Origin of the sequence: Nocardioides sp. (assembly GCF_035697785.1) — a bacterium.
Lineage (GTDB): Bacteria > Actinomycetota > Actinomycetes > Propionibacteriales > Nocardioidaceae > Nocardioides_B.
Genome location: NZ_DASSCL010000153.1, coordinates 35,861 through 47,769, shown reverse-complemented (window position 1 = coordinate 47,769; position 11,909 = coordinate 35,861). Strand labels below are relative to the sequence as shown.

General features: G+C 70.8%; 13 protein-coding genes and 1 tRNA gene. 7 read left to right on the top strand and 7 right to left on the bottom strand.

Annotated elements, in window-relative coordinates; all coding sequences use genetic code 11:
• The coding region (locus VFH10_RS16305) for a PxKF domain-containing protein (RefSeq protein WP_325130421.1) at window positions 1-1,087 on the top strand (1,087 nt) is incomplete at its 5' end.
• 55 nt (window positions 1,088-1,142) lie between these two features.
• Here the strand turns inward: VFH10_RS16305 and VFH10_RS16300 are convergent.
• Window positions 1,143-1,727, bottom strand: coding sequence for a pyridoxamine 5'-phosphate oxidase family protein (locus VFH10_RS16300; RefSeq protein WP_325130420.1), 585 nt, complete (start codon window positions 1,725-1,727; stop codon window positions 1,143-1,145).
• 118 nt (window positions 1,728-1,845) lie between these two features.
• Between VFH10_RS16300 and VFH10_RS16295 the strand changes: the two genes are divergently transcribed.
• Together VFH10_RS16295 and VFH10_RS16290 are read left to right on the top strand one after the other, a co-directional pair.
• Window positions 1,846-3,750 (top strand): multicopper oxidase family protein, encoded by a 1,905-nt coding sequence (locus VFH10_RS16295; protein WP_325130418.1) that lies wholly within the window; start codon window positions 1,846-1,848, stop codon window positions 3,748-3,750.
• 57 nt (window positions 3,751-3,807) lie between these two features.
• Window positions 3,808-4,413, top strand: a complete 606-nt coding sequence (locus tag VFH10_RS16290) for a methyltransferase domain-containing protein (RefSeq protein ID WP_325130416.1) — start codon at window positions 3,808-3,810, stop codon at window positions 4,411-4,413.
• A gap of 4 nt (window positions 4,414-4,417) precedes the next feature.
• On the opposite strand, the gene VFH10_RS16285 is transcribed toward VFH10_RS16290, so the two are convergent.
• Window positions 4,418-5,554 carry a hypothetical protein gene (locus VFH10_RS16285; RefSeq protein WP_325130414.1) on the bottom strand — a complete coding sequence of 379 codons (1,137 nt, stop codon included), beginning with the start codon at window positions 5,552-5,554 and terminating at the stop codon, window positions 4,418-4,420.
• A 175-nt stretch (window positions 5,555-5,729) separates the two neighbouring features.
• Here VFH10_RS16285 and VFH10_RS16280 point away from each other — a divergent pair, with 175 nt between their 5' ends.
• The 3 genes from VFH10_RS16280 (at window position 5,730) to VFH10_RS16270 (ending at window position 8,138) form a co-directional block, all read left to right on the top strand.
• Window positions 5,730-6,620: a sulfite exporter TauE/SafE family protein gene (locus VFH10_RS16280; protein ID WP_325130412.1), complete on the top strand. Its 891-nt coding sequence runs from the start codon at window positions 5,730-5,732 to the stop codon at window positions 6,618-6,620.
• A 182-nt stretch (window positions 6,621-6,802) separates the two neighbouring features.
• Window positions 6,803-7,261, top strand: a complete 459-nt coding sequence (locus VFH10_RS16275) for an Rrf2 family transcriptional regulator (protein ID WP_325130410.1) — start codon at window positions 6,803-6,805, stop codon at window positions 7,259-7,261.
• Between the two features lie 43 nt (window positions 7,262-7,304).
• The gene (locus VFH10_RS16270) at window positions 7,305-8,138 is read left to right on the top strand and encodes a hypothetical protein (protein WP_325130409.1); all 834 of its coding nucleotides are present in this window, start codon (window positions 7,305-7,307) and stop codon (window positions 8,136-8,138) included.
• Between the two features lie 61 nt (window positions 8,139-8,199).
• On the opposite strand, the gene VFH10_RS16265 is transcribed toward VFH10_RS16270, so the two are convergent.
• Both VFH10_RS16265 and VFH10_RS16260 read right to left on the bottom strand, forming a co-directional pair.
• A complete protein-coding gene (locus VFH10_RS16265; RefSeq protein WP_325130407.1) occupies window positions 8,200-8,832 on the bottom strand; it encodes a DUF2461 domain-containing protein in 633 nt (210 codons plus the stop codon).
• Window positions 8,833-8,919: 87 nt separating this feature from the next.
• Window positions 8,920-8,995: transfer RNA gene (locus VFH10_RS16260), tRNA-Gly, on the bottom strand.
• Between the two features lie 77 nt (window positions 8,996-9,072).
• Between VFH10_RS16260 and dcd the strand changes: the two genes are divergently transcribed.
• Entirely contained in the window at window positions 9,073-9,648 is a 576-nt protein-coding gene (gene dcd, locus VFH10_RS16255; protein ID WP_325130405.1) for a dCTP deaminase, read from the top strand.
• 200 nt (window positions 9,649-9,848) lie between these two features.
• Here the strand turns inward: dcd and VFH10_RS16250 are convergent, their stop codons facing one another.
• The 3 genes from VFH10_RS16250 to VFH10_RS16240 form a co-directional block, all read right to left on the bottom strand.
• Complete coding sequence (locus tag VFH10_RS16250; RefSeq protein ID WP_325130402.1) at window positions 9,849-10,640, bottom strand: SGNH/GDSL hydrolase family protein; 792 nt, start codon at window positions 10,638-10,640, stop codon at window positions 9,849-9,851.
• A gap of 112 nt (window positions 10,641-10,752) precedes the next feature.
• Window positions 10,753-10,914: a hypothetical protein gene (locus tag VFH10_RS16245; protein ID WP_325130400.1), complete on the bottom strand. Its 162-nt coding sequence runs from the start codon at window positions 10,912-10,914 to the stop codon at window positions 10,753-10,755.
• Window positions 10,915-11,007: 93 nt separating this feature from the next.
• Window positions 11,008-11,829, bottom strand: a complete 822-nt coding sequence (locus tag VFH10_RS16240) for a DUF4097 family beta strand repeat-containing protein (protein ID WP_325130398.1) — start codon at window positions 11,827-11,829, stop codon at window positions 11,008-11,010.
• Window positions 11,830-11,909 lie beyond the last annotated feature (80 nt).

Sequence of the window (11,909 nt, the reverse complement as noted above, 5' to 3'; positions counted from 1 at the left end):
GTTCGGCGACTGGGCCAGCTCCGACGTCACCCTCACGCTGACCGGGCAGGACGAGAACGGCGGCTCCGGGCTGAAGGAGATCCGGTACACCACCGACGGGTCGACCCCGACCGCCGGCCACGGCCAGGTCTACGACCCGGCCGACCGGCCGGTGATCTCCACCGAGGGCACGACCACCGTGCGGTACGTCGCGGTCGACAACGCCGGCAACGTCGAGGCGCCGGTCAACACCGCAGTTGTGAGGCTCGACAAGACCGTCCCGGTGATCACCGACGACTCGGTGGCGAACCCGCCGAGCGGCGAAGCCGGGACGAACGGCTGGTACACCAGCGACGTCGTCGTGACGTTCCGGGCGGCCGACGGGCTGTCCGGGTTCACCGGCAAGCCCGACCCGCACACGTTCACCGCCACCACCAGTGGTGAAGGGAACGCGGTCACGGTCGCCTCCGGCACGGTCGCCGACGTCGCCGGCAACCTCGGCACCAGTGTCGACAGCGCCCCGGTGCAGGTCGACCTGACCGACCCCGGCGTCAACTGTGCGGCCGCGCCGACGTTCGTCCTCGGCTCCACCGGGCAGCAGGTCTCCGCCACGGTCACTGACGACACGTCCGGACCGGCCGCGGCGACGGTGACCGCCGATGCCGACACCAGCTCGGTCGGCACGCACAACGCCACCGTGACCGGGCACGACAACGCCGGCCGGTCCACCCAGGCGACCTGCTCCTACCGCGTCGTCTACGACTGGTCCGGGTTCTTCAAGCCGATCGACAACCTGCCCGTGCTGAACTCGGTCAAGGCCGGCTCCGCCGTCCCGGTGAAGTTCAGCCTCGGCGGCGACCAGGGTCTCGACGTGATGGCGACCGGCTACCCCAGGTCCACGGTCATCAGCTGCGACTCCACCGCGGACACCGACGCCGTCGAGCAGACCGTCACCGCCGGCTCGAGCAGCCTCTCCTACGACCCGGCGACCGGCCAGTACAACTACGTGTGGAAGACCGACAAGGTATGGGCCGGCACCTGCCGGCAACTCGTCGTCCAGCTCGATGACGGCACCTACCACCGCGCCAACTTCAAGCTGCTGAAGTAGGCCGCCAGGCAGGCGGCAGGCCCCGCGCCGGTGCGCCGGCGCGGGGGCTGTGTTGTCAGGAGCGGGCGGGATCGTCCTCGGGCAGGTAGTCGCACGCCCAGTCCGCCCGCTTCCAGTCCGGGACCGGGGTCGCGCGGCCCGGTCGGGGCACGAACTTCGAGCGGCGGACCAGCTGGTACCGGTGGATGTACCGCGGACAGTTCGGGAACACCTGGGTGACGTGCACGCGGACCACGAACTGGGCGCCCTCGTAGTCGGAGAGCAGGGGATCGTCCAGGTGCACGACGGCCCGCCCCTGCACGCGCAGCCGGTTGCCCTTGACGAAGTCGATGAACAGCAGCCCGACCTCGGGGTTGGCGGCGATGTTGCCCATCGAGAGGTACATGCCGTTCCCGTCGTAGTTGGGGAACGCCAGCGTCCGTTCGTCCACCACCGTGACGAATCCCGGGTCGCCACCCTTGTACGAGCAGGTCGGCCTCCCGTCCTCGTCGGCAGTGGCGAGGAAGAACATGTCCCGAGCCTCGATGAAGGAGGCGGCGTCGGGGCCGACGAAGTCGGTCACCAGCACGTCGTCGATCCGGTCGGCGATGCGCCGGGTGTCGAACAGGTCCTGCAGGGCGCGACTGTGGTGATGGAACATGACCTCAGAGTCCGCCGACACCTCACGTGTCGCAAGGGGCGGCACCCGCCTGAGCACGGTCTTTACGCTGTCCTGACGCCCGCGTGGAAGCCTTTGATCGCGGGGGGTAGGTCCGACCATGCAGGTGTCACGGCGAGGTGCGATCCAGCTCGGGGGCCTCGGGGTGCTCGCGGTAGGTGGACTGTCGGTGCCCTGGAGCGGCGCCGTGCTCTCCGAGTCGGCCAGCGAGCTGGACCAGAACCTGCTCCCGACGCCGTACCAGCGTCCCTTCGCCGTCCCACCGGTCCTGCTGCCCCGAGAGACGGGCCAGGACGAGTTCGGCAGGTACGCGACCTTCGTCATCAACGAGCAGGCGGCGACGGCGCAGGTGCTGCCGTCCGGCCAGCTGCTGCGGGGCTTCGGCTACGACGGCACGATCCCCGGACCCACCATCCACGTCGAACGGGGCACCCGCGTCGTCGCCAAGCTGCGCAACCGCCTGCCGCTGGTGCACCCGCAGTTCGGGCACCGCTTCGACACCTCGACCCATCTGCACGGGAACCCGTCGCTCCCCGAGTACGACGGCTACGCCAGCGACCTGACGGGCCCCGGCAGCAGCAAGGTCTACCAGTGGCCGACCGAGCAGACCGGCGCCCGGACGCTCTGGTACCACGACCACGCGGTCCACCGCACGGCCGAGAACGTCTACTCCGGGCTGGCGGGACAGTTCCACGTGCACTCGCCGGTCGAACGCGCCCTGTTGCCGACGCAGTCGCCCTACGACGTACCGCTCATCGTCTCCGACGTGATGTTCGCGGGGGACGGCAGCCTCGGCTTCGACACCCGTGACGACTCGGGTCTGTGGGGGGACGTCATCCTGGTGAACGGCGTGCCGTGGCCGGTGATGCCGGTGCGACGGCGGGTCTACCGGTTCCGGATGCTCGACGCGTCGCTCTCCCGCTCCTACCGGCCGACACTGTTCCCGGCCGGCATCGTGCACATGGTCGCCACCGACGGCGGCCTGATGCCGCGCTCGCAGGCGGTGACCTCCTGGAGACACGGATCGGCGGAGCGCTACGAGTTCCTGATCGACTTCTCCCAGTACCCGGCAGGCACCCGGGTCGAGCTGCGGAACCTGAGCAACGAGAACAACCGCGACTTCGACCACACCGACAAGATCCTGGCGTTCGACGTCACCGACCAGCCGGTGGACACCTCCGACCCCACCTGGAACGTCATCCCGGACACGCTGTTCCGCTCCGACGTCATGGACCTCACGCCGGACATGGCGGTCAGGCATCGCCTCCTGGCGTTCGAGCGGGAAGGCGGCGAGTGGACCATCAACGGGCGGACCTGGGACGACGTCATCGACAGCGGCTTCCGTGAGGTGGTGGGCAACCCGGGCCTGGGCGACGTCGAGGTCTGGACCTACGAGAACGGCAGCGGCGGCTGGTTCCACCCGGTGCACATGCACCTGGTCGACCAGAAGATCCTGTCCCGCAACGGGAACCCGCCGTTCGACTACGAGGCCGGGCCCAAGGACACCATCTACGTGGGCGAGAACGAGACCGTCGACATCATCATGCGCTTCGGCCCGCATCGCGGCCGCTACATGATCCACTGCCACAACCTGCCGCACGAGGACCACGACATGATGGTCCAGTTCAGCGTCGGCCTCGCCGCCGACGCGGTGGACCCGCACGACCCGATCGGCGCAGACCCGGCCAGCCGGGACGACGACGACGACCGCGGCCGGTCGCCCGACCCGTGGCCGCCGGGGGTGCCACGGCGTCCGAGCCCGGGCAACTCCGGACCTGGCTCCGGCAGCTCGGGCCCGGGCTCCGGCGGATCGGGCGGTTCCGGGAGCTCTAATGACGACGAGCGGCCGAAGAAGCGCCGGAACAAGAAGCCCAAGAAGAAGCCCGGCAAGAAGGGCAAGGGTCCGAAGGGCAAGGGTCCGAAGGGCAAGGGTCCGAAGGGGAAGAAGGGCAAAGGACCCAGGGGCAAGGGCGGCCGGCCGCCGCGCCGCCCACGTCGCCGTTGACCCCAGGGGATACTCGGGGCCATGGCCGGCTGCTGCGACCCTCGTGGATGCGACGAGATGTTCGGTACGGGGTTCGCGCGCCGCACGGCCAAGCGGTACCGCCGGCGCGGACTCGACCGGGCGGCTGAGCACATCGTCGACTTCGTGGCCGGTGACGGGCTCGCGGGCGCGTCGGTGCTCGAGATCGGTGGCGGGGTCGGTGAGCTGGGCCTCGAGCTGCTTCGCCGGGGTGCCGCCACCGCCACCACGCTCGAGCTGTCGCCGGCGTACGACGACGAGGCCGACCGGCTCGCCCGCGAGGCCGGTGTCGCCGACCGGGCCCGTCGGCGGATCGTGGACATCGCGGCCACGCCCGACGAGGTGGAGGCGGCCGACATCGTGATGATGCACCGCGTCGTGTGCTGCTACCCCGACTACCGGCGCCTGCTTGCCGCCGCCGCCGACCACTGCCGCGGCCGGCTCGCGTTCAGTCGACCACCCCGCAACCTGGTCAGCCGGAGCCTGCTCGGGACGCAGAACGCCGCGTTCGCGCTGATCGGCAAGGAGTACCGCGCCTTCGTGCATCCACCGGCGGCGATGCTCGAGGTGCTCGCCGACCGTGGGTTGCGGCACGTGAAGACCTATCCCGGACGCGTGTGGCCGGTGGAGGGCCTGGCCCGCTGAACCCTCAGGGTCTCCGGAAGCGCTCCGCCACGCGTCGGGCCAGTGCCCGGGCTCGGGACCGGGTCCGTCCGGTGCTGCGAGCCTGAAGCTCGCGAACCTCGGCGCGCAGCGCGGCAACCTCCTTGGTGAGCACGGCGACCGCGTCGATCGCGAGGTCGCGGGAGGCCCGTGGTGTGACCCGGTGGTCGGCGGCCGCACCACCGGACACGAGGTGCGGTCTCAGGTCGGCGAGGTCGCCGGCCACATCGTAGCCGGCCGCCTCGATCCGGCGTACCCACTCCGCGGTGATCTCCTCCAGCCGTGGCACGAGCGACTCCGGCGTGCTCACCCGCTCGGACCCGTCGGAGCGCAGCGCCTCGTTGACCAGGACCTGCTTGACGGTACGACGCAGGTGGGGCGGGGCGTCGCCCTTGCGGAGCCTCCGGTTCACCCGGGCCAGGACGTCGACGGCGGTGACGCCGAGCGAGGTGTTGGCGCCCACCTCGGGGATGGTCGCTGACGACGGGTCGACCCCGACGACGGAGCAGAACCGCTGCCAGAGCAGGTCCCTCGGCGCTCCGGGCGGAGGGCAGGTGACCAGGTGCACCCGCTCGGGTGAGAGGTGCCGACCCCAGCGGTCGAGGATGTCCGCGAGGTCCTGGTGCCGCCAGAACTTGGTGGCGTGGGTGTGCGACCGGTCGGCGTCGAGCACGCGGGAGAGGAACTCGTCGAAGCGCAGCCCGCGGCCGTGCTTCACGCCCTCCTGCCACTCCGCGGGCAGCTGGCGGGCGAGGTCCCGCGCGGTCACGATGACGTGCACCTCGAGCCCGTCGAGATGCGCGAGTGCCGCGGGCACGTCGGCGGCCTTCACGTTGCTGAACAGCTCGTTGCTGAACACCGAGGTGCCGCCGCGCCGACGAGCCTGCTCGCAGAGGCCGCGCCAGCTGCCCCGCACGCGCTGCTGGGGCACGCCCCACCCGGGGTGGTTGCCGGTCAGCTCCAGGGCGGCGTGGAAGAGGCCACGATGCTGCTGGGTGGGGTACCAGACGCCCCGCTCGGCGAGCCGGTCGGCGTTGGCGCGAAGCGTCGCCTGCAGGAACGACGTACCGCTCTTGGGGACGCCGACGTGCAGGAAGACGCGTGCCCCCGGCTCGCTGCTCATGCGCCGAGGATAGAAGGCGCCTTCCTTGCCGGGGCGACACGGGGGACACGCAAGACCACCGACTTAGTTGACTTAGGCGGACTTGGCCGTTTAGCGTAGTGAACTACTCAAGAAACAAAGTCAGTAGACAAAAGCGGAACACTGTCCGTTCCGCGTTCGAAAGGGTGCAACCTTCATGCGTAGTCTCCTCGTGCTCGGCTTGGTGGGCTTCATGGCCCAGCTCGTCGACGGATCGCTCGGCATGGCCTACGGCGTGACCTCGTCCACACTGCTGCTGGCCACCGGTGTCGCTCCGGCGGCAGCGTCGGCGGCCGTCCACTTCTCCGAGATCGGCACCACGTTGGTGTCCGGCATCGCCCACCACCGTCTCGGCAACGTCGACTGGCGCACCGTCTCGATCATCGCCGTCCCCGGCGGCATCGGCGCGTTCGCCGGTGCGACGTTCCTGTCCAACATCGACGGAGACACCGCCAAGCCCTGGGTTGCCGGGCTGCTGCTCGCCCTGGGTGTCTACGTGCTCTACCGCTTCCTTCGCCTCGGCGGCCGGCGCATCCAGTTCCGCGGCCGGGTGCCCGCCCCGTTCCTGGTGCCGCTCGGCGCCGTGGCCGGCCTCATGGACGCGATCGGCGGCGGTGGCTGGGGCCCCGTGGGCACGCCGACCCTGCTGGCCTCGGGCCGCATGGAGCCGCGCAAGGTGATCGGCTCGATCGACACCTCCGAGTTCGTGGTCGCGATCGGCGGCTCGCTCGGCTTCATCCTGGCGCTCGGCAGCCAGGGCATCCCGTGGGACGTCGCCGCGGCCCTGCTCATCGGTGGCGTGATCGCCGCTCCGGTCGCCGCCTGGCTGGTCAGGCACCTGGCCGCCCGGGTCCTCGGCGTCGCCGCCGGTGGCCTGATCATCCTCACCAACAGCAAGACGATCCTCGAGTCCCTCGGCGCCACCGGCTCCATGGTGGCGGTCACCGCGGCCGCGCTCTTCGTCGCCTGGATCGTCCTCATCGTGTGGGCGGTCAAGCAGGAGCGCATCGCCCGCAGCCAGCCGGAGCAGGAGGCCGTGCCGGTCTGAGGCCCTGAGCGCGGGGTTCGGTGGTGCGCACCCGCCACCGGACCCCGTACCTACCAAGAGGTGCACACGTTCGGCCCCGGGACGCCCGCTCTCACGCAGCGGGGGCGCCCCGGGGCCGAGCGCACGCACGAGCGCGGCACGGCCGTGGGGCATTTTGTGTACTTGTCTGACAAACTTTGCCCATGCGCGTCTCCGCCAAGTCCGACTACGCCCTTCGAGCGCTCATCGAGCTGGCCGGGCGCGACGAGGGTGCCCCGGTCAGTGCCGAGGAGCTGGGGCGTCTCCAGGACATCCCGCACGGCTTCCTGCAGGCGATCCTCGCCGACCTGCGCCGTGCCGGCGTGGTGATGAGCCAGCGCGGACAGTCCGGTGGCTGGCGGATGGCCCGCGACCCGGCCACGGTCAGCGTGGCCGACGTGATCCGCGCGGTCGACGGTCCGCTGGTCAGCGTCTACGGCCTGCGCCCGGAGGCGGTCTCGTACAACGAGTCCGCCGATGTCCTCCAGCACGTCTGGATCGCCGCGCGCAGCAGCCTGCGTGACGTCTTCGAACACGTCTCGATCCGTGCGCTGGCCGACCACAAGCTGCCGCGGGCGGTCACGTCGCGGACCCAGTCCGAGGACGCCTGGCTGCCGCACTGACCGTTCGGTCTCGCGGTCACCGGGCGCCACCTAGGCTCTCTTCATGGTGGGCGAGGTGTTCCGGGCGGTGCTCGCCCTGATCATGTCCGCCGTGGTCGCGACGGCCGAGGCTCCGGTCGCGCGTCCCGAGGCCGCATCGCCGGGCCCCGGTCCGGTCGTCGGCGCCGACATCAGCTGGCCCAACTGCCCGCGCGGCATGGGGATCAGGTCGCGCCCCACGCTGGGCAAGCCGCTGCCTCGTCGTACCGCGCGCTTCGTCGTCATCGGCCTGACCAACGGACCGGCCTTCCACCCCAACCCGTGCCTCGACGCGCAGGTGGCCTACGCGCAGGACAGGAAGATGTGGGCCTCGGCGTACGCCGTCGCGACGTACCCGACCAGGAGCCAGCTCCGGGGCCTCGGCAACGACGGGCCCGCGGACCCGTCGAAGCGACGGGGTCGGCTGTTCAACACCGGGTACGCGCAGGCGAAGCTGAACGTGGACTGGATGCGGGAGGCCGGGCTGGACTCCCCGGCGGTCTGGGTCGACGTCGAGCCGGTGAGCCCGCCGGCGCCGTGGTCGAGCCGGCCACGGGAGAACAAGGCCGTGGTCGACGGCGTGCTGCGGGCCTATCGGGAGGACGGCCTCGACGTCGGGTTCTACTCGGTGGGGACACTGTGGCGCCAGATCATGGGAACGGTGAGGTACGGCATCCCCGAGTGGCGCAGCGCGGGGCCGACGAACCGCAAGCGGGCGCTCGCGATGTGCACGTCTGGCCGGTTCCAGGGCGGTCCCGCCGTGATCGGGCAGTGGTGGGACGACGACCGCGACTACAACCTGCTCTGCCCCGGGACCCCGGCCGAGGACGTGCTCGCGCGCTGGTTCACCAACTACTGACAACGATTCGTCTGCGATCTATGGGGTGATTTGCCCGGGCGGATCGCAGACGAATCGTTGTTCAGGCCGGGTGGGCGGCGACCCAGTCGAGGAACGGCCGGGCCGCCCGCCAGTCCTCGCGCACCATGTCGACGAGCTCGGGGGAGTGGATGACCGGCGCGAAGCCGTACTTCTTCCCCAGGGTCAAGGACTTGTGCCGCAGCAGCCCGATCCGCGGGTGGTCTGCGTCGTACCCGCGCGGGCTGGTCTTCAGCGTCTCGCCACCGACCTCCCACCCGGCGCCGGTCAGCGCGGCGAGGATCCGCTCCAGCTCGGCACCTTCCCTGTCGTCGGCGATACCGGCCCGGATGGCCGCCAGCTGGGGGGCCTCGGCCGCGTAGAACCCCGCGCCGACGCGGACGCCCGGTGCCGCCACCTCGACGTACCACCCGGTCGCGGGGCCGCTGGCCACGAACGCACCCTGGTGGGTCTTGTACGGCGTCTTGTCCTTCGCGAACCGCACGTCGCGGTAGGGCCGGAACACCTTGGCCGGGCCGAACTCGTCCTCGAGAGCCGCGACCAGCGCGACCATCGGCACCTTCACGGCGGTGTCGTAGGTGTCCTTGTGGGCCGACCAGAACGACTTGGTGTTGTCCATCTCGAGGTCGTCGTAGAAGTCGAGCGCGGCGACCGGGAAGCCGGTGAACGAGGACATGGGGCCGACCGTATCCACCCGTCGGTGAGGCCGTCCGGGTGGCTTGCCCTGGGGAGCCGAGGCGTCTCGACGAGGGACCGTCGTACCTGGAGCGGATGACGAGACTCGAACTCGCGACATCGACCTTGGGAAGGTCGCGCTCTACCAACTGAGCTACATCCGCAGGGCGGCCGTGGCCGCCGCTCGCAGATAGTACCCGAGACGGCACACCCGCCGACCCGGACCTTGTAGGTTCTCCCTGTGCTTCTCTCCGACCGCGACATCCTGGCCGAGATCGACGCCAAGAGGGTCGCCCTCGACCCGTTCGAGCCCTCGATGGTGCAGCCGTCCAGCATCGACGTACGCCTCGACCGGTTCTTCCGTGTCTTCGAGAACCACAGGTACCCGCACATCGACCCCGCGGCCGACCAGCCCGACCTGACCCGCGAGGTGGAGCCGGACGGTGAGGAGCCGTTCATCCTGCACCCGGGCGAGTTCGTGCTCGGGTCGACGTACGAAGTGATCAGCCTGCCCGACGACGTCGCGGCCCGGCTCGAGGGCAAGTCGTCGCTGGGCCGGCTCGGGCTGCTCACGCACTCGACGGCCGGCTTCATCGACCCCGGCTTCTCCGGACACGTGACGCTGGAGCTGTCCAACGTGGCGACGCTGCCGATCAAGCTGTGGCCCGGCATGAAGATCGGCCAGCTGTGCTTCTTCCGGCTGTCGTCGCCCTCGGAGAACCCCTACGGCTCGGCGAAGTACGGCTCCCGCTACCAGGGCCAGCGTGGTCCGACCCCGTCGCGGTCGCACCAGAACTTCCACCGCACGTCGATCTGACGTCGCGTGGGGGGCGCGTGGGGTGGGGCGGATTACCACGGTCCCGTGGTAATTGGCCCCTTACCGGGGTGCGTTCACCACGGGGAGCGGGAGATTGCCTGGGGGACCGGTGCACGGGCCGCAGCGTCAACGGGGGATTACCACGGTCCCGTGGTAATTGACCCCTTACCCGGGAGAGTTCGCCACGGGGAGCGGCAAGCTCACTGGGGACCCAGTGAATTGGCCACCGCCCCACCCAGCGACACCAGCCTCGGGTAGCGCGGCGTGAGCCCGTCGCCGGAGGAGGTGCCGCGCAGGCGGCGCTGCACCCAGGGCGCGGCGTGGGCGCGGGCCCAGGCGAGGTCGGCGTCGCGGCGCTGGCGCCGGTCCATCACGGGGAGCGGGTCGAGCTCCGGCGGGGTGATGCCGTGCGGGACGTCGAGCACGTCGAGGACGATGGCCGCCATCCGCTCGTGACCGGCCGCGGACATGTGCATCCGGTCGATGTCCCACAGCCGCGGGTCCCGGTACTCCCGGCGCCGCCAGTAGTCCACGATCGTCGCCCCGTGCTCGTCGGCGGCCTCGCGGACCAGCTCGTTGTACGTCGCGACGCGGCCACGCAGGTGCCGGAACACCGGCGCGAAGCCGAGGTCGAAACCGGTGAAGACGAGCAGCCGCGCCCCGGTCGAGGCGAGCCGGCCGATCGCCTCGGCGTACCGCTCGACCAGTCCGTCGATGTCGACCTTGGGGCGCAGGATGTCGTTGGCGCCGGCGTAGATCGTCACCAGGTCCGGCTCCAGGGCGACGGCCGGCTCGATCTGCTCCGTGACGATCTGGTCGAGCTTGCGGCCGCGGATGGCGAGGTTGGCATAGCCGAAGTCGTCGCTCTGCGAGGCGAGCACCTCGGCGACCCGGTCGGCCCATCCCCGTACGCCGTTGGGACGGTCCGGGTCGTGGTCGCCGACGCCCTCGGTGAACGAGTCGCCCAGGGCGACGTACCGGTGGATGGTCATGCGGGCCATTCTCCCGGGCCGCCCTCGAGGACGCGGAAGGGCCCGTTGCCGGTGGTGGTGCGGCAACGGGCCCAGGGCCGGGGTGCGGTCGCGCGGGCCGCTGGCGAGCGGCTCAGGAGTCGAGTCGGTCGGCGAGCGCGTGCAGCCGGTTCGCCCAGCCGTGGCGGCCGCGGGGGCGGTGCCGGGTGGGCGGCTGCTGCCGCGCTCCGGTCGCGACGCGCTCGCGGATCTGCTGGTGGGCAACGGTGTCGAACATCGGGTTGAGGTCGAACATGATCTGCTCCCTTCAAGGGCGGTGCTGACGGGGTGGTTCCAGGGTGGTGCCGGTGGATGGCTGCCGGCCTGACCGTTCTTGCGGACCGTGGGCTCAGCGCTGCTCGAGGACGATGTCGCCGCTCACGGTCTTGGCACGCAGCTCCAGGAACTCCTGTCCCTCCTCCGGCTGGCCGGCACCGGAGAGGTTGGAGCGGACGGAGCCGCTGAGAGTGGAGATGTCGGTCCAGACGGGTACGCCGCCCGGCACGCCGACGCGGATGTCGCCGGAGACGTTCTTGGCGGCCAGCTGTCCGGTGCCCATCAGGTCGACGGTGAGGTCGCCGGAGGCGGTGGACAGCGAGACGTCGCCCTCGGGGTTGTGCACCCTGAGGTTCCCCGAACCGGTCTTGACGTGCACGTCGCCTGAGGCGTGCTGCACGTCGACGTCGCCGGACCCGGTGGAGATGGTGCCGGCCCCGCCGAGCTCGCGGACCGAGACGTTCCCCGAGCCGGCCTTGGTCCGCAGGTCTCCCGCCACGACGCCGAGGCTGACGTCGCCCGAGCCGGACTCGATCTGCACTTCGGAGCCGGCGGTCTCGAGCCGGATGTCGCCGGAGCCGGACCTGAGAGCCGCGACGCCGAGCGAGCCTCTGGCGACGAGGTCGGCCGAGCCGAGCTTGGTGGTGAGGTCGGTGCCGTCGGGGACGGTCACGTGTACGTCGAGGCGGCGGTTGCCGCTGAAGAAACCGCCGCGGCGCTGCGGTCCGATCACGACGATCTTGTCGCCGCGCTGCTCGACGGTGGTCTCCTCGGCGTCGTCGCCGTCGACGCGCACGAGGACCCGGTCCTCGGCGTGGGTCTGCACCACGACTTCACCCGAGCCGGTCTCGACGTACAGGGAGACGTGGCCGGTGGTGTCGAAGGTCGTGTCCATGGTGATGCTCCTGTCTGAGGGTGTGCGCGTCCAGCCGGACGACCGGTCGGCCGTCGGTGGGTGCCTGTGTGCTGGTTTGA